Genomic DNA, 21,296 nt, shown 5'->3' on the forward strand with positions numbered 1-21,296 from the left:
TGCGCGCTCGGCAGTAGTCACGAAGAGATGCTCGGCGGCACCGCGCCAGGCGACAGCGCTGAACGCGCTGCTTGACGGCCTCAAGCATGCCGCCGCGTGTCCGGCACCGCGCGATAGGGAAAACCCGACTTACCGCCGCATCCTCCGCGTGGCTGCATCGAAGGCGCTTGAGCAACGCATTGCATTGCATTGCATTGCAGCGCAGGCAAACCTGAGCTCAGCCGGTAACACACCGCCCGAAATCCCCCGCTTCGATGCCGAACCAGGCCAGGCCCGGCGTCTTTTCGACGACGATGCAGTCGCCGTCGAGCCGGTAGCTCAGTTGCAGATGGTGGCGCGGGGCGGACAGCACGGCCGGATTGAATACGGCGAAGTTCTCGCCCTCGGGCCGGCGCACCGACTGCACCAGCAGGCCCGGATGACCTTCGCGGTGGATGCGCGCGCCGACCGACTGCGGAAAGCTGTAATCGGCCGGATGCAGCAGCGCCGGCCAGTCGCCGGTGAGCGGCCGGAAATCGAGCAGCGCGGCGGCACAGCCCACGACATACACCTTGCGCTCGGCCACCACCGATTCGCGCTCGAAGCCGGCGTCGGCCAGCAGACCCTGGCGCCAGTGCCAGGCCGATTCGTACACCGTCGTGTCGACCGATTCCGAGCCGTACCACACGCCGTGGCGCCCGTCGGAATAGCGGCTGGCCTGCCAGTTCTGGAACGGCCAGGCGATGGCGTTGAACCACTCGGCGTCTTCGAACGGACGGTGCAGCACCGGCGTGGGCGAGCGATAGGGCGGCGGCTTGGCGTCGCCTTCGACCTTCTGCGCCAGCGCCCATTCGGCCGGGTCGTCGGTGAGGTCGTCGAACAGATCCTGCGAGGTGCGCAGCGACACGATGTTGCGGAACACGTCGCGCTGCACCTCGGCCAGTGCGAGGCGGGCGAACAGGTCGCCGAGACTCACTGCCCGCGTGCCCGGTCGAGATAGGCACGCACCATCAGCAGACCGGCAAAGCCCCATTCCCGGATCACCTCGACCGGACTCAGATTGTCGAAGGCGCGGTTGCGGGTGCTGATCCAGCGATAGACGAGGTCGCGGTTCTGCGGAAACAGCAGACGAAGATTCTTGTGGATGCCGAGCAGATGACCGACCCGCTCGTACTGGTCGCGGCTGGTGCCGATCGGCTCGCCGCGCCGGTAACGCGCCAGTGCGGCGCGGTTGCTGGCGGCAATGCCGAGCAGCGCGGCCTGATCTTCGGTGGATAGTTTCCAGTGATCAAGCAAGGTCATGACCATGCGGGCCAGCGCGCCGCGGTCTTCGGAAGCGCTGACACCCTTGTCTGCAACGGCGCCCATGGGCGGCTCCTGTCGGATCGGGATGGAAATGGCAGCATAGCACCCGTACGTTGTCAATCAAACAATAAGTGTTTCGATAAATCTTCGATCTGCGTGCTTGCCGAGGGCGCCGACCCGGAAGCCGTCTCGCGGAATGGCACCCTCGTCATGTCGCGCCGCGCAGGCAACAGGTGACACTGTGCGCCGTGAATGGCTGGCGCAGCCTCTTGCGGGCGGCCACAGCCCGTCGGATCCTTGCACCTTCCGGGCCGACGATATAATTCGCGCTGATACCCGGGAGCGCACACCATGAAGAAAACTGATCAATTATTCGCAGCCAACCGCAAGTGGGCGGCGAAGATGCAGGCCGATGATCCGCAGTTCTTCGAACATCTGGCCACCCTGCAAAGCCCTGAATACCTGTGGATCGGCTGTTCCGACAGCCGCGTGCCGGCGAACCAGATCGTCGGGCTGATCCCGGGCGAAGTGTTCGTGCATCGCAATGTTGCCAACCTGGTCGTGCAGACCGACCTGAACTGCCTGTCGGTCATGCAGTACGCGGTCGACGTGCTGAAGGTGAAGGACATCCTGGTGGTCGGCCACTACGGCTGCGGCGGCGTGCGCGCCGCGCTGCACGACATGCGTTTCGGCCTGATCGACAACTGGCTGCGCAATGTGCAGGACGTGCGCAACCACCACCGCGCCCTGCTCGACGCAGTGGCCGAAGGCGAACTGCAGGAAAACCGCCTGTGCGAGCTGAACGTGATCGAACAGGCGGTGAACGTCTGTGAAACCACGGTGATCCGCGACGCCTGGGCGCGCGGCCAGGAAGTGCGCGTACACGGCTGGATCTACGGCCTCAAGGACGGCCTGGTGCGCGACCTGCGCATGGAAGCAGGCAACGAGGAAGAATTGCGCGACAACTACGATCTGGCGCTGAAGTCGCTCGATTGACCCGGCCGGCTGACCGGCGCGCAGTGCCCGCCGGTCATGTTCATTCGCTCCGGCGCCCGCCAACCGGCGCCACGTCCACCACTTCCACCGCCTGCCCCGGCTCGCCGACCGTACGCAGTTCCGGCCGGTACATGTCTTCCATGAAGGTGCCGGGCACGGTGTAGCGGCCCGGGCTGACGACTCTCACCATATAGACAAGGTTGATCGGCGCGCTGTCGAGCTTGAGGGCGGCGACGAAGCGGTCGTCGCGGAACTCGCGGTGCTTCACGCGGTTGTCGGTCATCGTGTCGGCGATGCGCATCGACTGGCCGTTCGGCAGCTGCAGCGAAAACTCGGATGCCTGCGGGCCCTGCGACAGGTTCTGGTTCTCGATCTCGAGCCCGGCGGGCAGGCGGTCGACCAGCAGGGCGTCATCGGCGCGGCGCGTCGGTTTCACTTCGACGCGCACCAGCATGAGATCCCCCACCTTCAGCGCGCGGCCGTCCCACGGCCGGCCATCGGCGTCGAACCAGCTGCGCTGCACGCTGCCGAGCCGGTTTTCGGGCGGCGGCGTGACCTTCGGGTAGCCGCTGGATTCGACTTCGACGTACAGCGGGGCGTCACCGGTGTTGACCAGCGTGACGCCGCGCCGCGCGGCCGGGGCGTCGACCGGCAGCATCATCGGCCGGGCGCCGCCGTAGCGCTCGCCGCCTTCGACCTGCAGTGCCCAGGGTTTGCCGGCGCCCAGCCCCGCGGCGCGGCCAGCCATGACGAGCGCGATCTGTTCCTGCGTGGACAGCCAGTGCCGCTGCGCGCTGTCGGCCGACAGTTCGAACAGCAGGTTGGCGGCGCGCTCGAGCTTCACGTCGTGACGCGACAGCAGCGCGTACAGCATGGCGCGGTCGCGCAGCGGACTGCCGTAGTCACCCAGCCATTCGTACTCGTTGTCGTTGCCGCTCAGGCCGTAGGGCCGACCGAGCGCTTCGTCGAGCGCGACGCGCGAACGCGCCTCGTCGCCCATGAGCTTCAGCGCCAGACCCAGGTGGGCCAGCGCGAGCGGCGACTTCGCCAGCTGCCGGTGTTCGTCGTGCAACAGGCGCAACGTCGCGAGTGGCGCGCGCTGTTCGCGCGCCAGCACATAGCCCAGGTGGGCGGCATTGGCGAAGCGGGTGTGCGCGCCGCGCACCAGATCGGCTTCACCTGGCTGAGCGGGCTGGGCAAGCTGCGCCAGCGTGCGCACAGGCAGGCGCGGCATCTGCGACGGGGCGAGCTGGAATTCCTTCAGCATCCAGTCCTGCATGCGCCGGGCGAAGCTTTCCGGCACGGTGAAGCCGCCTTCGCGCGCGTCGATCAGGAAGCCGGCGACATAGGCGGTGATCCAGTACTCGTATTCGCCGCCACTGCCCCACATCGTCATGCCGCCCTGCGTGCCCTGCATGCCGGCCAGGCGGCCGATCGCCGCCTCGACCAGCGCGGCGCGCTCGGCGCGGGTATGTGGCTTCAGGCCCAGTTCGGCGGCATAGGCTTCGTCGATGATGACGTGCGGCCAGGCGGCACTGACCGTCTGTTCGGCGCAGCCGTAGGGATAGCGCAGCAGGCCGCGCACCTGTTCGCGGATGTTCAGCGGCGGGCTGGACGCGGCGGTCACGTTGAGCGAGGCGGACGCCGGCCAGAAGGTGTCGAGCACCGACGCGTCGACGACGTGACGCGCACCGGCGTCGATCTTCACGCGCCGCACCTGACGCTGCAGGGCGACCGGCGGCGTGACCTGAAGCGCGGCTTCGCGCTCGATGTGGAGGGGTTTGACACCGCCGGTGGCGTCGAGCGTCAGCGTCAGTCGCGCAAGCCCTTCGGCTTCGACCGCCTCGGCGGCGAAGCGCAGCGTGTCGCGCTGCTTGGGCGCCAGCGTCAGCGTGCGGGTGCCGTCGGCGATGCGCGCGGGCGACTCGGCCGCCAGCACGAGGCGGATCTGCTGCGACGTGTCGGTCAGATTGGTGACTTCGAGCGCCACGGTGGCGCGGTCACCCGGCGCGATGAAGCGCGGCGTGGACAGTTCGGCCACGATGGGCGCGGCGACGACCAGCTCGCGTTCGCCGCGGCCGAAGCGATCCGGCGTGGAGGCGACCGCCATCAGACGCAGGCTGCCGTTGAAGTCAGGCAGCATGAGCGCGATGTCTGCCTCGCCCTGGTCGTCGAGCTTCACCGGGCCGGAGAACAGATCGACCAGCTTCACCTTTTTGGGCATGCTCTGCGAATCGCGCATGCCGGCGTCGCCGCCCCATTTGAGCTTGCCGCGCGTGCCATCCATCTTTTCGATCAGCCGGCCATAGATGTCGAGCAGATCCGGGGCGTAGCGCTGCTTGCCGAAGAAATAGCCATGCGGGTCGGGCGTGGCGAACTGCGTGATGTTCAGAATGCCCTGATCGACCGCCGACAGCGTCACCCAGGCCTGCTGGCCGGTCGCGCCGTCGACCTTCACCCTCACCGTCGTCTTCGTTTCCGGCTCGACCTTGGCCGGCGCCTCCAGCGCCACCTTCAGCCGGCGGTCTTCACGTGCCAGCGGAATATGGGCGAGCCCGAGCGCGCGCGCCGGTGTCACGCGGCTGCCTTCGCTGCCCGGCCGGAACGCCAGTACGGAGACATAGAGGTCGTGGCGATTCCAGCTCGCATCGAGCGGCAGATTGATGGCGGTGCCGGCGGCGCTCACCTTGACGCGTCTGGCCCACAGCACGCGGTCGCCCTCGATCAGCACCAGCGCCTCGCCGTCATGCGGCGGCGTGAGGTGCGCCTTGACCGTGTCGCCGGCGCGGAACGGCGCACCTTCCAGACGGATCTGCACGCGGTCGGGCCGGTTGCCAAGCGCCTCGTCGCCCTGCGCGCCCCAGCCGGCGTAGAAACGGTAGCGCATCGTCAGGCCGTGCTGCGGGTCGTCGATTTCCAGCCGGTAACTGCCCCAGGTGACCGGGAAGCTGAGCTTGCCCTGCGTCTTCAGGGCAATGGTGCGGCTGTCGACCAATTCGTCGGCATCGCTGAAGCCGGAGTGCCAGCCGCGCTGGTCGTCGAAGCGCCAGTAGTACTGCCGCTCTTCCTTGAACAGCCGCACGTTGGCCTTGTCGAGCGCGGCCGGCGTGCCGTCGGGCAGGAAGCGGCCGACCTCGAATTCGGCCAGCGACGATTCGCGCGCCACGTCGGCCTCGAACAGCGGACGCACCCCGATCAGCGCGGGCGCCGGCCACCAGGCGCGCTCCAGCGAGCGCACCACCGGCCGGCCACCGGATTCGAGCAGGCTCAGGCTGGTGCGCAGGCGCAGCGGCGAGCGTGCGGTGCCCGGGTCGTACGGCACCGCCAGCTGTGCGGCGCCGCTGTCGTCGAGTGCGGTTTCTTCCAGCTCGCGCCGGCCCTTGAGCGCGTCATCGGCGAAGTCGCCGAAGATGAAGCCGGGCTTCTGCGGCAGCGCGAAGCGCAGGCGCTCGGTGGCGAGCGCGCCCAGCAGGCGGTTGCCGGCGGCCGGCGCGCCGAACAGGTAGTCGCCCTGCACCGTGATGTCGAACGGCGCGCCGTCGGTCAGCACGCTCTCGGCACTGGTCAGTGCAAGCCTCATGCGTTCGGGCAGGAATTCTTCGACCTTGAAGCGCATCACCGCGTCCGGCCGCTTGGCACCCGGATCGGCGCGCAGTTCCAGCGTCCAGGCGCCGGTCTGGGCATCACCGGGTATCGCCAGCGTGTGCCGGAAGTAACCGGGCTGCTCGCCCGAGGGCGGCCACACGCGCTGACTGACGGTGCGCCCGTCGGGGCGCTTGAGCAGTACGCTGAGGGGCTGCGCAGCCACCGGTTTGCCATCGGCGTCGCGCGCCAGCACCGACACGTCGAAGCTTTCGCCCGGCCGGTACAGGTCGCGCCCGCTCCACACGAACAGCTTGTTGTTCGTCGGCAGCAGGCCCGCGGTGTCGAATTCGGACAGGTCAAGCGCGGCTTCACCCAGCGACACGACCGACAGCTCGCGTCCGCGCCGCGCGATCACCAGCCGGGCGTCGGCCGGCACGGCGTCGAAAGTGGCGCGGCCGTCGCCTTCGGCCTTGACCGACGCGACGCGCTTGCCATCGCCGTCCAGCACCTCGAATTCTACGCCGTCGAGCGCCGCGCCCGAACGCAGCGAGGTGGCAAAGGCATCGACCCGGCCGCCGTTGCGGTGCAGGTGCAGGCCGATGTCGCTGACGTAGAAATAGGTGGTCTGGTAGTCACCGGAAAAACTGCCCGGCACATTCATCACCGCGACATACACACCGGGCTCGCGCAGTTCCTTGATGTGTTCGACCGGCAGGAAGCTCACGTGCCGGCGGTCGCGCTTGTCGTCGGTCTGAAAGCGGCCCAGATACACGCTGGACGACAGGTCCTTCAACTGGTCGATGTACCACCCGGAGGTGCGGCCGCGAAGGTCGACGGTGCCGCCGTCGTAGTACTCGCCTTCGTACTCGCCCTCGTACGCGCCTTCGCCCTGCGCCGCGTCCTGTTCGGCGCTGCGGCGGATGCCGTACACCTTGTCGAGGAAGGCGGGCAGCTGGGCCGGCTCGACGCGCAGGAACTGCACGTCGACCTCGGGCGTGTTGATGGTGACGACCGGCAGGCCACCGTTTTGCCCGGCCGGCAACACCGTGCCACGACTGGCGAAGAAGAACGCCGGCGGCATGTCTTCGACCAGCGTTTCGCACTGGTGGGTGCCTGCGAGTTGATCGCCGGCGCGTGACGCAACGCCGACCGCCACGTCGATGCGATAACGCCGCTTCGGGAGCACACCGGAGAAATAGGCGATGCGCGGGTTGTCGCCCAGGTACCAGTTGCCGACCACCTTGCCGCCGGCTTCTCGTGTTTCGCTGTCGCCCAGATCGGTGACTGTCATCAGTTCGCCCAGCGGCAGCTTGCGCGCCAGCGGCCGGCTGAAGGTGACCGCCAGCGCCGGTCCCGCTTCACGGCTGCGCGCGTCGCATCGCAGCACTGCGAACGGCGTATCGGGATCGTCGCCGAGGGCGGCGATCGGCGCGTCCGGACTGCGCGTCGTCTGCCACCAAAGTGTCGCCGCGACCGCAGCCACCAGCACGAACACTCCCGCCCAAAGCTTGCCGCCTGCCTTCATGACCATGCCCGTTCCGTCTGTCATCGCCCGCCGCGATTATCCGCGATCCGTACGATGATCATGCGAAGGTGTGGGTGCGAAATTGTGGGAGCTGTTCCTGTGGGCGCGGCGGCCTCGCCGCGATACGCACTCTGCAATGCGATCCTCGCGGCACTGATCGCGGCGAGGCCGCGGATGCCAAAGGCCGCCACTCCAACAGGGACCTCTCCCCAAGATGTTGCGCTCGTGCTGCGAACTTCATCGTGCAAGGTGCCTGTCGGATTGGACGCCTGTGTGACCTGCAGCTATGATTTTTCGCCCGCAAATCAATTGCTTTCAGCCATGCCCCTGATCGAACTGCACTGCGCTCGCCCCGAAACGAGTGCGGAAACGCTGCGCACCAGCCTGTCGGTGCTGCTCGCCCGTCTGTACGAACGCGACCGCGGTCTCGATGCGGCGCATCTGCGGGTGCTGGTGCTGCGCGAGGACACGGCAGGTCCGGCCGGTACCGCACCCCCTTTGTCGCGCGAGGACGAAGCGGGTGGATTCACGATCACCTTGTCGGCACCGTTCGTCGAACAGTCGCTGGCGGGTGAACCGGAACACGTGCTGCAGCTGGTGCATGCGCTGCATCGCGAACTGTGGCGTGGCGAGCTGGCGCTGACGCCCGCAGGCGAAGCCGCCGGCGACGCACTCGCCGCGCAGTTCGCGCCGATCGCCCGACTGATGCTGGACGAGTACCGCGCCAACCGTGCCAGCGCCTGGTCGCTGCCGGCCGGCGCCGATCTGCTGTTGCCGCATCTGCTGCGCCTGCTCGACGAACTGCCCGAGGCCAGTCGGCGTGCGCTCGCCGACTACCGTGCCGACGGCGATCTGGACACGCTGACCGGCCTGGCGATGGCGCGGCTGACCCATCTGATGCAGACGGTGGCGTTCAGCCTCGGCTATCTCGCCGGGCTGCAGCGCAGTGCGGCGGACATCGCACCCGAGTTGAAAACCGGGCTCGACGCGTCGCTGATCGGCCGCGAATGGCCGCGCATCGCGGCCCTGCTCGCGGGCGCAGCCGCCGGCGAGGGCGAAGCGCGTGCGCTGCAGATGGGCATGCTGGCGACGCGCATCATCGCCGTGCTCGGCAGCATGGGCCTGCATGCCCGCACGGGCGACGACGGTGCTGTGTGGATGGACGTGGCGGCGACGCTGCATTAGCGGACGTCCGGCGGCACATACGGGGCAGCACATGGGGCGGCGGACACTGTGGCACCGGATCATTGCGGAACCATTCGTCACGGCAAGAAAACCGTCACCTGACGATCAAGCGATTGCAACGGGGATCCTCTAGCTTTGCGGCTCGGCAAGGTCACGCATCACGGATGCGGACCGGTTTGCCGAATGACACAGTCCCGCGACAGCGCGGGTCGCACTGCACAAGGCCCCAGGATGACACCCCGAGTTCTGCACCACGCTGCCAACGACACCCGCTTCCATCCGTTTCCGTTCGCCCGCCCGGCGCCCCGGCTGACCCTGATCCAGCGCGCGTCTGCAGCGCCGACGGCATGTGCGCCCATCGCCCATCGCGCGCCTTTCGCCGACTTCGAATTCCCGCTCGCCGGCACTGAGGCTGATCTGGCCGCAGCCGCCACGCTGGTCGAGCGTTGCTATGGCCGGCGCGGTTATCCGGCGCAGCGGCCTGAATCGACCCACGGTGAAACGACCTTGCTGGCGCGCTGGGCCGGCCGCCTGGTGGGTACGGTGACGGTACGCTGCGGCGTGACGCAGCGCCTGCACGCCGAAACCGGCTTTGCGGAACACGTCGGCGCGTTGCGCGAACAGGGCTGCCGGCTGATCGAATACACGCGCTTTGCCATCGATCGTGATGCGCTGATGCATGCCGGACAGGACATCGATCTTGCGTTCGAATTGATACGCCGTGCGCTGCGGCTGGGCCGCGTGTCGCTGGAGGCGACCGATGCCGTGATCGAGGTGAATCCGCGTCATGTGCGCTACTACCAGCGCGCATTCGGCTTCCGTGCGTTCGGGGCCGAACGCCGCTGCGAACGGGTCGGCGCGCCGGCACGGCTGCTGCATCTGAACCTGGTGGCGGCCGATTCCGCCAGCCGCCCCGGACTGGCACTGCACTGAGTCGCGCAGCCGACCGCACGCCGGAAAAGGACGGTCAGCGCAGCGGCAGGATTTCCGCCGCCACCGCCTCGCCCTGAACGCCCCGGAAGCCCAGTGCGTGCAGTGCAGGCAGCGTTTCGGCATGTTCCACCGCGACCGCGACCGGCAGGATGGACAGCGCGGAGGCGATGCCGGTCAGCGAGGACACGTAGGCGCCCGAATCCGGATTGAGCAGGGCTTCGCGCGTCAGCGTGACCGAGAACTTCACGTGTTGCGGCCGCAGGCGGCGCAACAGACTCAGTGCGTTGGCATGCAGGCCGAAGTGCTTGATGCCGATCGCCAGCCCGCGCGACTGCGCCAGCTGGGCAAACGCTTCTGCTGCGTCCGGGTCACCCAGCAGGGCGACTTCGGAAAACTCGAGGATGAAACTGCCGCGACGTGCGTCGTGCCGGTAACCGCCGACCCAGCGCAGGATGTCCGGATCGCCGAGCGCCGCGGCGCTCACATTCACCACCGTCGCCAGACCGTCGCGTCGCGCCTGCGCATGTTCGAGCGCGCGCATCAGACAGGCGCTGTCGAGCGCAGCCGATACGCGGGCTTCGCCGGCGTAGGTCATGTACTCGGCGGCGCGGATCAACCGGTCGCCGGCGTCGAGCGCGGCACGCAGCTCGACATGCAGCGCGCCGGCGACGCCGCTGGCATCGAGCCCGCGTGTGGCCTGCGACGCGAAGGCGATGCGCCCCTGCCCGATCAGATCCCGCACGGTGCCGCGTACCGCACCGCCGGCCGATTCGATGTCCTGCGTGTGCGCCAGCGGAAACTCCTGCGTGTCGCCCGGCAGCCACAGGTGCAGCGCGCGGTCAGCCGCGGCCAGCCAGCGCGCGGCGTCACAGTCGCTGCCGCAATCGGCAGCGCCGCCGCGCCAGGCGTCGGGATCAGAGGTGCCGGCGGCACGCGCCAGCCCATTCAGCCGCGCGCGCAGTGCCGCAAGCACCTGCCGCGCCGGCGCTTCGGTGGTATCGACAAGCATCGCAAAACAGGCGCCTTCGACCCGACCGCACAGGCCGCCATTGGCAGCGTCACGGATGTAATTTGCGGATTCGGTCAGCAGATCATCAACCGTCTGCCGACCGTATTGATGATTCAGATCTTCAAGTCCGTCGATGCGCAGCAGCGCGAGCCAGCCGCCGCGCTGACCGGCTTCGATGCGGGCTTCGAGTGCCGCACGGAAGCCGCGACGGTTGGCCAGCCCGGTCAGTTCATCGACCAGCGCCTGGTCGCGGAAGCGTTCGGCGCGGGACGATTCGGCGTCGAGCGCCTGTGCCAGCGCACCCAGCATGCGGTTGAAGGCGCCGACCAGCGGCTGCAGTTCGGTCGGCACGCGGGCTTCGTCGATCGGAACGAATTTGCGCGAAGCGGCCGCCACGGCCGAGCGCTGCACGCGACGCAACGGCCTGAGTCCCCAGCGCAATGCAGCCAGACCGAGCGCACCGGCCGCCGCCAGCCCGCCGCCCATCCAGACCAGCAGTGTTTGCGCGACCGTCCACAACTGAAGGTAGGCCCAGTGCGGATGAGGTTCGACCAGCACGCTGCCGGCGATGCGCCAGCCGGCCATGATGTCGGCCGTCTGGGCGCCGGACGCCAGCGGCAGCAGGTCGACGAACCACTGCGGCGCGCCACCGGCAAGCCGGGCAGGCGCTTCGCGACTGGCCACGATGCGCTGCTGCGCGTCACGCACGGCGATGCGCCGCAGATAGCTCTGGTCGAACACCGGCTCGACCAGACTTTCGGCGTTCTGCAGCGACGGCTCGCCCCCGGCGGTCAGCGCGACGGTCAGCGACAGCGCGATCGATTGCGCCTGACTGGCCATCTGCGCCTCGACGCGATCGCGCGACACCCACAGCGCCGTCAGCAGTGCCGCGACGAAAGCCGCCACACCAACGCCGAGCAATGCCGCCAGCAGACGCACGCGCAGGCTGTTCATCACTTCACCTCCGCACGCACGCGGTCGAGCAGTTCGCGCCACTTGCGCAGTTGCTGTGGCGAACCCAGTTCGCGGTCGCCGCCGCCCTGCACCTTCCAGACGCGGTCATCGTTGAAGCTGTAGACCGGCGTCAGGTCGGGCCGCTCGCGCGCCGGCATGAAGCGCTTTTCGAGGTTGTCCATCACCCACGGCTCGGCGCCGGGGTCCGGGTAGTAGGCGAGCACCATGTGGTTTTCCAGCCGGCCCTCGCGCAGCAGACGCACGTAGGTGATGCGCAGCTTGTCGGCCGGCATGCCCAATTCGCGCAGCGCGAAGTACTTGGCCAGTGCGTAGTCTTCGCAATCGCCGGCGGCGACCGCGGAGAATTCGACCGGCGTGGCCCAGTAGTCTTCCGATTTCCAGAGCACCGGATCGGTCACGTAACGCGCGCGGTTGGCAATCTGGTTGATGCGCTCGACGCGCAGCGCCTCGTCGGCGATGTGGCTGGCGGCGTTGAGCGAGTCCGCCAGTTCGGCCATGCGCGGCCCGGCCTTGCTGCCGAATCGCGCGTCCATGCGCTGTTGCAGCTCAGCGCGCACGGCCAGCAGATAACCCTGATAGGAGAAGGCGGCGGCCTGCGCCGCACCGACGGCCAAGACCGCCACGAGCGCGCACGCGACCCAGCCGCGCGCGCGAAGCAGGCGGCGGGGCAGCAATATCGACGGGTTTGTGGTGGCAGGCATCCGGGAACATCCAGGGACAGTTCTCCTTTAACGGTCGCAGGCCCGCCCGGCTTGACCCGGCGCGCGTCACCAGAACTGCCACTGGCCGGAATGGATGACCCACAGACCGAGCAGCAGGTTGGTCACGCCGTGCGAAACGATGGACAGCCAGAGGCGTCCGGTGGCGCGATACAGCCCGCCATAGACGAGGCCGGCGATGATGCCGGCCGCCCACTGGCCGTGCTCGAATCCGAACGCGATCGAACTGAACAGCACGCTGCGCAGCGTAACCGACTGTGCCAAGACGGTCAGGAAGTTCGGGCTGTCGAGCCAGCGCATGATGAAGGAACGCCAGAACAGCTCTTCCATGATGGGCACGACGACCGCGGCACCGAAAATGCGGATGACGACCAGCGTGATGATCAGCGCGCCGGCGTCGTCGAGCGGCCGGTACCCGTCGCCCGGCTTGAATGCGAACGGCGGGAAATCGAGCCAGATCCACAGCGCCCAGACCGCGACGCCCAGCGCCACGGCGGCCAGCCACGCGGACACGCCGGACAGCGCTGACGGTGCAGCAGTCGCAGCGGGGCGCAGCTCGATGTAGTCGCGGCTGAACACCGTCAGTGCAGCGAGCACGCAGGCGATCTGCAGCGCATACATCCAGCGCGCGTCGACGCCGAGCGCCCCGGCGAGCGGTGCGGCGATGATGAGGAACAGGATGTAGAGCGCGAACGGCAGGATGCGCGCCAGCGCGGCACGGCGCGGTGTGATCGTGGAACTCATGTCGGAAGGATGACGCGACAGGCCTGTTTCGGGACAGCGAATGATAAGGCCGCCGTGCGACAGACACATGGCAGCGCAGCACGGTCGGCCGATATCGGAACGTCGTTCAGTCGGCCGGGTGCCAGCGCGGCAACCACCCGGCCTCGTCGGCCGCCGCAACGAAGGGCGGCGCGATGTCGCAACCGGGCATCCAGACCGGACGCCCGTCGACGCACACGATGGGGACGCGATCGCGCAACCAGGGCGGCAGGCCGCATTCCTGCGCGATCTGCTTGATGCCGGCACGCGGCCGTCCCGGACCCCGCGGCAGACGGTCGCCGGGCGCCCGGGCACGCACGGTGACATGCGCCTGCGCAACGACCGACGCTGCAAGCCCCTGCCCGCTGACCGGTTCGAAACGGATCTGCCCGGCACCCCATGCCTGCAGCGGCTCCCCCGACCACCTCCGCTCGGCAGGCGGATCGAAGTCGGGCATCAGCCACAGTGCGCCGCGATGGCTGATGCCCGCCACACCGGCGTGCGCCACCGGACAGGCCGAGGTGGCCTGCGCCACGGCGAGTTGACGGCGCCATTCGTCCAGCCAGGGTTCGTTGGGCAATGTGCGCGCGCCGTGCTGCCGAAGCAGCCAGCGCAGCAGATTGCGCTGGCGCGCGGCATCGAGCGCGATCAGCCCATCGAGTCGGTAGCAGTGGCCCCACTGCGTGGCCTCCGCGAGGGCTTCGGCGTCGCGCGCGGCAAGCTCGTCGAGCAGGGTCTGCGCTTCGGCCAGGCGTCGCGCGACCCCTGCCATCGATTCGGCGGCGCGCGGCCAGCGCGCAGCCAGCACGGGGAGCACCTCGCGACGCAGGTAATTGCGTGCGTAGCGGGTGTCGGCATTGGATTCGTCGTCGATCCAGTTCAGGCCGTGTGCCTGTGCATGGGCTTCGAGCGCGCTGCGCGGCACGCCGAGCAGCGGCCGCAGCGTGGCGACGCGATCGTCATCGGCGGCGCGCCATGCGGGCATGCCGGCCAGCCCGAGCAGGCCGGCGCCGCGCACCATGTTGTGCAGCAGCGTTTCCGCCTGATCGTCGGCATGGTGGGCGGTCAGCAGCGTGTCGAGGCCGCGGTCACGCGCATGCGCGTGCAGCGCCGCATAGCGCGCGTCGCGCGCGGCACATTCGAGTCCGTCGGGCGAGACACGCGACACGTCGACACGCAGCACGCTGAACGGCAGATCGAGCACCTGGCACTGCGCGGCGCAGAAATCCGCCCAGCGATCCGCGTTCGGACTGAGGCCGTGGTGGACATGGGCACATTCGAGCCGCCAGCCGTGCTGCGCACGCAACAACGCCAAGCCGTGCAGCAGTACGGTTGAATCGAGTCCGCCGCTGTAGCCGAGTAACAGGCGGCTGCCGTCGGTGCACTGCGCCGCGAGCGCGGTGGCAATCGGGCCGGACAGGTCAGGCGACGGCCTGCTCCTTGAATTTGCCATAGGACATCAGTCGCTCGATGCGGCGCTCCACCAGCTGGGTCGGGGTGAGATCGGCAAGTTGCCGCTGCGCTTCGGCCAGTGCGCGCTTGAGCGACGCGGCAACCGTGGCGTGGTCGCGATGTCCGCCACCTGCGGGTTCGTTGACGACCTTGTCGATCAGCCCCAGGGTTTTCAGGCGCGACGCGGTGATGCCCATGATTTCTGCGGCGTCGGCCGCCTTGTCGGCGCTTTTCCACAGAATGGACGCACAGCCTTCCGGGGAAATGACCGAATAGGTCGAGTACTGCAACATCAGCAAGGTGTCGGCCACGGCGATCGCCAGTGCGCCGCCCGAGCCCCCCTCGCCGATGATGGTGGCGATGATGGGCACGCGCAGTTCGGCCATGGCATACAGGTTGTGGCCGATGGCTTCGGACTGGCCGCGCTCTTCGGCGTCGATGCCGGGGTAGGCGCCCGGCGTGTCGATGAAGGTGAACACCGGCATGCCGAATTTTTCGGCCAGCTTCATCAGGCGCAGCGCCTTGCGATAACCCTCGGGACGCGGCATGCCGAAGTTGCGGAGGATCTTTTCCTTCGTGTCGCGCCCCTTCTGGTGACCGATCACCATGCAGGCGTGGCCGTTGAAGCGGGCGATGCCACCGACGATGGCGTGGTCATCGGCGAACGAACGGTCACCATGCAGTTCCTGGAACTCGGTGAACATCAGGCGGAAGTAATCGAGCGAGTACGGACGCTGGGGATGGCGCGCCACCTGGGCGATCTGCCACGGCGTGAGCTTGGCGTAGATGTCCTTGGTGAGCGACTGGCTCTTTGCTTCCAGGCGGGCGATCTCTTCCGAGATATCGACCGCCGAATCGTCCTGCACGAAACGCAACTCCTCGATTTTCGCCTCAAGTTCGGCGATCGGCTGTTCAAAATCGAGAAAGGTGGTTTTCATCGGCGGAGGTGGCTGAAACGGAGAGGAACAGGATTTTACCGCGTACGCCGCCTGTTCGGTCGGCAATGCGCTTCCCGGAGCCAGGTGCTCGACAGAGGGGGATGCGGGGTGTCGCGAGCGCCACGCAACCGCGGCGCAGGAGGCGCTCTACTTGATGCGGCGCAGGTGCGAGCGGCCGACCGGCTTGTCCGGTGTGGTCAGCACGGGCTGCTCGCTGCGTTCGGAAGCCGCCGCCGGCGCCACGTCTGCGCGCACGGTCTGCCCCGGCGTGACTTCGAATGCCATGCCATGACCGTTCTCGCGCGCATAGATCGCCGCCACGCAGTCGACCGGGATGGTCAATTCCTGCGCGACACCGCCGAAACGGGCCGAGCAGGTGATCAATTCGTTGCCCATGACAAGTTGATGTACCGCTTCACGCCCGATGTTCAGGATGATCTGGCCATCCTTCACGTACTGGCGCGGGACGCCCGCGCGCTCGTCGACGACGACCGCGATATAAGGCGTGAGCCCCTGGTCCGCACACCAGTCGAACAGCGCACGGAGCAGATAGGGTTTGGTCGAAACGGAACTCATCACATCCATGCAGTTTGAACGAAGACTCCTGACAGACTAACGACGCATCACTTTTTCGGAAGGCGTGAGCGCATCGATGAACCCTTGACGGGAAAAGATACGTTCAGCGTACTTCATCAGAGGCGCGGCAGACTTGGGAAGTTCGATACCGTAGTGATCAAGTCGCCATAGTAATGGAGCAATGGCAACGTCCAGCATGGAAAATTCCTCGCCCAGCATGTACTTCTGCTTGGCGAAGATCGCCGTTAGCTCGGTGAGACGATCACGCAAGTGCACGCGCGACTTGTCAGCCGTACGTGCGTTCTTTTCCAGCGGCTCGATGTGCGAGAACAGTTCGTTCTCGACCGTGTGCAGTAGCTGACGCGCGCGAGCCCGCATGATCGGGTCCGGCGGCATCAGTTGCGGGTGCGGAAAGCGCTCGTCGATGTATTCGTTGATGATATTGGAGTCGTACAGGATGAGGTCGCGATCAACCAGCACCGGCACGCGGTTGTATGGATTGATGACCGCAATGTCTTCAGGCTTGTTGTACAGGTCGACATCGATGACCTGGAAATCCATGCCTTTTTCGTAGAGGACAATACGGCAGCGATGGGAAAAGGGATCGGTGGTCCCCGAGTACAGATTCATCATCGTGTTGACACCCCAGGAGTACTCGGCATCCCGCACCACGCGACGTACGCGTGATGGGGTCGCTTCGCGATGACCGAGAGCTTGCATGACTTTCGGGCGTATTTGATTAATGGACGTCTTTCCAGTACTCGCGCTTGAGCAGGTATGCCAGCGTGAGCAGGACGGAAAGACCGAGGATGACGAGCAGGCCGGTCTGGCGACGCTTTTCGGCACCGGGTTCGGCCATGAAAACAAGGTAGGCAACCAGATCGCCGATCGCCGAATCGTACTCGGTCTTGCTGAGTTTGCCCGGCTTCGTGAGTTCGATCTGCAGCGAATCGACTTCGCCGCCGTGACCATCGGACACCTTCACGTGCTTCGCAGTCTGCTCGCCCTGCAGTTCGTACAGGACGTGCGGCATGCCGACGTTGGCGAAGGCCGTGTTGTTCCAGCCGGTCGGGCGGGCGTCGTCGCGGTAGAAGCCGCGCAGGTAGGTGTACAGCCAGTCTGCGCCACTGCCATCACCCGAAGCGCGCGAACGTGCGACCACGCTCAGGTCGGGCGGTGCTGCACCGAACCACTTGATGCCGTCGGCGCGCGTCATGCCGACGCGCATCGTTTCACCGACCTTGTCCGCGGCGAACAGCAGGTTGTCCTTGATCTGCTCGTCTGTCAGACCGACGTCGTTCAGGCGGTTGTAGCGCATGTACGAGGCCGAGTGGCAGTTCAGGCAGTAATTGACGAACATCTGCGCGCCGCGCTGGATCGCGAGGGCATCACGGAATTTCTCGGTCGGTGCGCGATCGAGCTGTACGTGGCCGCCTGCGGCCATCGCAACCAAGGGGGCGAACAGGGCGCCCAGAAACAGGTTTTTGAGTTGTTTCATGATCTGTCTGGCTTTCAGTGTCCGGTCACGCGATCAGGTACGGGCTTCGTCTTGTCGATCGCGGTGTACCAGGGCATCGCGATGAAGAAAAGGAAGTAGATGATCGTGCAGATCTGCGACACCAGCGTGCCCATCGGCGTCGGTGCCTGCACGCCCAGATAACCCAGGATCAGGAAGGCAATGATGAAGATGGTCAGCGCTGCCTTGTAGATCGGACCGCGATAGCGGATCGACTTCACCGGCGAGCGATCGAGCCAGGGCAGCAGGAAGAAGATCATCACGGACAGGCCCATGAAGATCACGCCCCACAACTTCGCATCGACCCAGAAGAAATTCACCGTGTTGGCGCGCAGGATCGAATAGAACGGCGTGAAGTACCAGACGGGCGCAATGTGCGACGGTGTCTTCAGCGGGTCGGCCGGAATGAAGTTGTTGTATTCCAGGAAGTAGCCGCCGAACTCGGGCGCGAAGAACACGACCGCAGAGAAGCAGATCAGGAAGACCACGACACCGACGATGTCCTTCACCGTGTAGTACGGGTGGAACGGAATGCCGTCGAGCGGAATGCCTGTCTTGGGGTCCTTGTGCTTCTTGATGTCCACACCATCCGGGTTGTTCGAACCGACTTCGTGCAGCGCAATGATGTGCGCGGCAACGAGACCGATCAGCACCAGCGGCACGGCGATCACATGGAACGAGAAGAAGCGGTTCAGCGTCGCATCACCGATCACGTAGTCGCCACGCAGCCAGATCGACAGGTCGTTGCCGATGACCGGGATGGCCGAGAACAGGTTGATGATGACCTGGGCGCCCCAGTACGACATCTGTCCCCAAGGCAGCAGGTAGCCCATGAAGGCCTCTGCCATCAGCAGCAGGAAGATGGCGCAACCGAAGATCCACACCAGTTCGCGCGGCTTGCGGTACGAGCCATACATCAGCCCGCGGAACATGTGCAGGTAGACCACGACGAAGAACGCCGAAGCACCGGTCGAGTGCATGTAGCGGATCATCCAGCCCCATGGCACGTCGCGCATGATGTATTCGACACTGGCGAAGGCGACCGGAACACCCGACGCATTCAGTGACGCGTCCGGTTTGAAGTGCATCACCAGGAAGATGCCCGTGACGACCTGGATCACCAGCACGAGCAGTGCGAGCGAACCGAAGAAGTACCAGAAGTTGAAGTTTTTCGGCGCGTAGTACTCCGCCAGATGTTCCTTGTACATCGACGTCAGCGGGAAACGCTGGTCGATCCAGCCCAGCAGGCCGGTAGTCGTTACAACCTTTTCGCCTGCCATCGCTCAACCCTCCTTGGTGTCCTGGCCGACCAGGATTCGGCTGTCGGACAGGAACATGTACGGCGGCACCGCGAGGTTGTCCGGCGCCGGCATTGCCTTGAATACGCGACCTGCGAGGTCGAAGCTGGAGCCGTGGCAGGGGCACACGAATCCGGCGACGTCGCCGAGCTGTGCGTTCGAACCCGATGCGAACGGGCCCGAAGGCGAACAGCCGAGATGGGTACAGATCGCCACGAGCACCGCGAACTCGGCGCGATCTTCGCGGGCGCGCTGCACGTTGCGGGCGTATTCGGGCGTGAATTCGGACGGGTTGCGTTCCGATTTGGGATCCGCCAGCTTTTCCTCGATCTTCGTGAGGGCTTCAAGCTGTTCCGGCGTGCGACGCAGGATCCAGACCGGTTTGCCCTGCCACTCGACGGTGGTCATTTCGCCCGGAGCGAGTTTGGACACATCCACCTCGACCGGAGCGCCGGCAGCTTTCGCGCGTTCCGAAGGCGCCAGACTGGTCAGAAAGGGAACTGCGACTGCAAGTCCTGCGACGCCACCCGCACAGGCGGTTGCCACGAGCAGATTGCGGCGCCCGCAATCCATTTTTTTCTCATTGCCACTCATGCTTCACCCCGTCGAAACAATTGATTCTGCGCAACCTGCGATTATACCCCCAAGCGACCACTGCTTTAAACCCCTGACTGCCTTCCGATGCCATGGAACAGTGCGATGCAAGCCCGTCGTGCGGCGTATCGGCTCACAGCGCGCCCTGTTCGCGCATGCGCGCAATGCGCATCGGGTCAATGCCGAGTCCGGCGAGCACCTCGTCGGTGTGCGCGCCGAGCTCCGGACCGATCCAGTCGGTACCCCCGGGGGTTTCCGACAGCCGCGGCACCACCGCTGGCGCTTTGAATGGTCGTCCGTCCGGCAGTTCCAGCGTTTCGAACATTGCGCGCGCGAGATACTGCGGATCGGCGACGATGTCCTCGATCGAATACACGCGGCTGACCGGTACGTCGGCCTCGCCCAGCACGCGCAGGACCTCGTCGCCATCGCGCTCGGCCACCCAGGCGTCGATCAGTGCATAGATTTCGTCACGTCGCGCGTCGCGACCGGCGTTGTCGGCGAGCGAGGGGTCGGCGGCGAGATCGGCGCGACCGACGGCCCCCATCAGGCGCCTGAAGATCGCATCGCCGTTGCCGCCGATGATGATGTGGCGGCCGTCACGTGCAGTGTGGGTGTTCGAGGGCGTGATGCCGGGCATGATGTTGCCGGTACGGCCGCGGATGAAGCCGAACACGTCGAACTCCGGCAACATGCTTTCCATCATCGCGAAAACGGCTTCGTACAGGGCGACGTCAACGGTCTGGCCCTGCCCCGCGCCGCGCCCGCCGGTGGCGTCGCGGTGGCGCAGGGCCATCAGCGCGCCAATGACGCCCCACAGCGCCGCGATCGAATCTCCGATCGAAATGCCGACCTTGACCGGCGGTCGGTCCGGGAAACCGGTGATGTAGCGCAGGCCGCCCATCGATTCGCCGATGGCGCCAAAACCGGGCTGTTCGGCCATCGGGCCGGTCTGGCCGAATCCCGACAGACGGACGATGACCAGCGAAGGATTGAGTTCGCGCAGCACGGCTTCCGGCAGGCCGAGCTTGTCGAGCACGCCGGGGCGGAAGTTTTCGACCAGTACGTCTGCGTCGGCCAGCAGGCGACGCAGCACCTCGAGACCGTCCGGGTGCTTCAGGTTGAGCGTGACCGATTTCTTGTTGCGCGCCTGCACGAACCACCACAGCGACGTGCCTTCATAGAGCAGGCGCCACTTGCGCAGCGGATCGCCGCCATCGGGCGACTCGATCTTAACCACTTCGGCGCCGAATTCGGCCAGGATGCGCGACGCGAACGGGCCGGCGATCAAGGTGCCCAGTTCGACCACTTTCAGGCCGGACAGCGGTCTGACAGCCGGATCATTCATGCGGGCCGGCGCTCCGACAGCGCCTGGGCGATGGTGCCGATGTCGGTGTGTTCCAGTTCGCCACCGACCGGCAGGCCACGCGCGATGCGGCTCACCGCAAGGCCGCGCGCGCGCAGCATTTCGCCCAGGTAGTGCGCGGTGGCTTCGCCTTCGTTGGTGAAATTGGTGGCCAGAATGACTTCGGTCACCTGCGGATCGGCCGCGCGTTCCAGCAGGCGCTCGAGACGCAGTTCGCGCGGGCCGACACCCTCCAGCGGCGCGATGCGCCCCATCAGGCAGTAATACAGGCCGGCATAGCTCTGCGTCTGCTCCATCATCAGCATGTCGGCCGGGCTTTCGACGACGCACAGCAGCGACGCATCGCGGCGCGGCGAGGCACAGCGCTCGCACACCTCGAGCTCGGTGAAGGTATTGCAGCGCACGCAATTGTGCAGCCGGGTCAGCGCCTGGCCGAGCGCGCGGGCCAGCTTTTCGGCGCCCTGCCGATCGCGCTGCAGCAGATGGAACGCCATGCGCTGCGCACTTTTCGGGCCGACCGAGGGCAGGCAGCGCAGCGCGTTCACCAGCTCGTCGAGTACCCCCGGCGTCATCCGCGCAGCAC

The 21,296-nt window shown here is 66.6% G+C and carries 18 protein-coding genes; 3 read left to right on the forward strand and 15 right to left on the reverse strand.

Annotated elements, in window-relative coordinates; genetic code table 11:
- Positions 1-217: 217 nt before the first annotated feature.
- Both ACTIFF_RS12195 and ACTIFF_RS12200 read right to left on the reverse strand, forming a co-directional pair.
- Positions 218-955 (reverse strand): RES family NAD+ phosphorylase, encoded by a 738-nt coding sequence (locus ACTIFF_RS12195; protein WP_439537071.1) that lies wholly within the window; start codon positions 953-955, stop codon positions 218-220.
- On the reverse strand, positions 952-1,347 hold the full coding sequence (locus ACTIFF_RS12200; RefSeq protein ID WP_257081542.1) for an MbcA/ParS/Xre antitoxin family protein: 396 nt from the start codon (positions 1,345-1,347) through the stop codon (positions 952-954). Before ACTIFF_RS12200 ends, ACTIFF_RS12195 begins: the two co-directional genes overlap by 4 nt.
- Before the next feature lie 288 nt (positions 1,348-1,635).
- Between ACTIFF_RS12200 and can the strand changes: the two genes are divergently transcribed.
- A complete protein-coding gene (gene can / locus ACTIFF_RS12205; RefSeq protein ID WP_439537072.1) occupies positions 1,636-2,280 on the forward strand; it encodes a carbonate dehydratase in 645 nt (214 codons plus the stop codon).
- 40 nt (positions 2,281-2,320) lie between these two features.
- Here the strand turns inward: can and ACTIFF_RS12210 are convergent, their stop codons facing one another.
- Positions 2,321-7,396, reverse strand: coding sequence for an MG2 domain-containing protein (locus ACTIFF_RS12210; protein WP_439537073.1), 5,076 nt, complete (start codon positions 7,394-7,396; stop codon positions 2,321-2,323).
- A 315-nt stretch (positions 7,397-7,711) separates the two neighbouring features.
- On the opposite strand from ACTIFF_RS12210, the gene ACTIFF_RS12215 reads away from it, so the two are divergent.
- Together ACTIFF_RS12215 and ACTIFF_RS12220 are read left to right on the forward strand one after the other, a co-directional pair.
- Positions 7,712-8,575, forward strand: a complete 864-nt coding sequence (locus tag ACTIFF_RS12215) for a hypothetical protein (protein WP_439537074.1) — start codon at positions 7,712-7,714, stop codon at positions 8,573-8,575.
- A gap of 231 nt (positions 8,576-8,806) precedes the next feature.
- Entirely contained in the window at positions 8,807-9,508 is a 702-nt protein-coding gene (locus ACTIFF_RS12220) for an N-acyl amino acid synthase FeeM domain-containing protein (RefSeq protein ID WP_439537075.1), read from the forward strand.
- Between the two features lie 34 nt (positions 9,509-9,542).
- On the opposite strand, the gene ACTIFF_RS12225 is transcribed toward ACTIFF_RS12220, so the two are convergent.
- The 12 genes from ACTIFF_RS12225 to recR form a co-directional block, all read right to left on the reverse strand.
- Entirely contained in the window at positions 9,543-11,471 is a 1,929-nt protein-coding gene (locus tag ACTIFF_RS12225) for an EAL domain-containing protein (protein ID WP_439537076.1), read from the reverse strand.
- Positions 11,471-12,193, reverse strand: coding sequence for a transglutaminase-like cysteine peptidase (locus ACTIFF_RS12230; RefSeq protein WP_439537077.1), 723 nt, complete (start codon positions 12,191-12,193; stop codon positions 11,471-11,473). Before ACTIFF_RS12230 ends, ACTIFF_RS12225 begins: the two co-directional genes overlap by 1 nt.
- Before the next feature lie 66 nt (positions 12,194-12,259).
- A complete protein-coding gene (locus ACTIFF_RS12235) occupies positions 12,260-12,955 on the reverse strand; it encodes a CAAX prenyl protease-related protein (RefSeq protein ID WP_439537078.1) in 696 nt (231 codons plus the stop codon).
- A 106-nt stretch (positions 12,956-13,061) separates the two neighbouring features.
- Positions 13,062-14,426: a tRNA lysidine(34) synthetase TilS gene (tilS, locus tag ACTIFF_RS12240; RefSeq protein WP_439537079.1), complete on the reverse strand. Its 1,365-nt coding sequence runs from the start codon at positions 14,424-14,426 to the stop codon at positions 13,062-13,064.
- A complete protein-coding gene (locus ACTIFF_RS12245) occupies positions 14,395-15,363 on the reverse strand; it encodes an acetyl-CoA carboxylase carboxyltransferase subunit alpha (RefSeq protein WP_439537080.1) in 969 nt (322 codons plus the stop codon). Before ACTIFF_RS12245 ends, tilS begins: the two co-directional genes overlap by 32 nt.
- A gap of 147 nt (positions 15,364-15,510) precedes the next feature.
- Positions 15,511-15,948: a ClpXP protease specificity-enhancing factor gene (locus ACTIFF_RS12250; RefSeq protein ID WP_439537081.1), complete on the reverse strand. Its 438-nt coding sequence runs from the start codon at positions 15,946-15,948 to the stop codon at positions 15,511-15,513.
- Positions 15,949-15,975: 27 nt separating this feature from the next.
- On the reverse strand, positions 15,976-16,572 hold the full coding sequence (locus ACTIFF_RS12255; protein ID WP_069040414.1) for a glutathione S-transferase N-terminal domain-containing protein: 597 nt from the start codon (positions 16,570-16,572) through the stop codon (positions 15,976-15,978).
- Positions 16,573-16,678: 106 nt separating this feature from the next.
- Positions 16,679-17,437, reverse strand: coding sequence for a cytochrome c1 (locus ACTIFF_RS12260; protein WP_439537082.1), 759 nt, complete (start codon positions 17,435-17,437; stop codon positions 16,679-16,681).
- Positions 17,438-17,451: 14 nt separating this feature from the next.
- The gene (locus ACTIFF_RS12265) at positions 17,452-18,735 is read right to left on the reverse strand and encodes a cytochrome b (protein ID WP_305614540.1); all 1,284 of its coding nucleotides are present in this window, start codon (positions 18,733-18,735) and stop codon (positions 17,452-17,454) included.
- Positions 18,736-18,738: 3 nt separating this feature from the next.
- Positions 18,739-19,347, reverse strand: coding sequence for a ubiquinol-cytochrome c reductase iron-sulfur subunit (gene petA, locus ACTIFF_RS12270; protein WP_257081522.1), 609 nt, complete (start codon positions 19,345-19,347; stop codon positions 18,739-18,741).
- A 133-nt stretch (positions 19,348-19,480) separates the two neighbouring features.
- Positions 19,481-20,695: a CaiB/BaiF CoA transferase family protein gene (locus ACTIFF_RS12275; RefSeq protein ID WP_439537083.1), complete on the reverse strand. Its 1,215-nt coding sequence runs from the start codon at positions 20,693-20,695 to the stop codon at positions 19,481-19,483.
- Positions 20,692-21,285 carry a recombination mediator RecR gene (recR, locus tag ACTIFF_RS12280; RefSeq protein ID WP_257097553.1) on the reverse strand — a complete coding sequence of 198 codons (594 nt, stop codon included), beginning with the start codon at positions 21,283-21,285 and terminating at the stop codon, positions 20,692-20,694. Before recR ends, ACTIFF_RS12275 begins: the two co-directional genes overlap by 4 nt.
- Positions 21,286-21,296 lie beyond the last annotated feature (11 nt).

It is taken from the genome of Methyloversatilis sp. (assembly GCF_051861465.1).
GTDB lineage: Bacteria > Pseudomonadota > Gammaproteobacteria > Burkholderiales > Rhodocyclaceae > Methyloversatilis.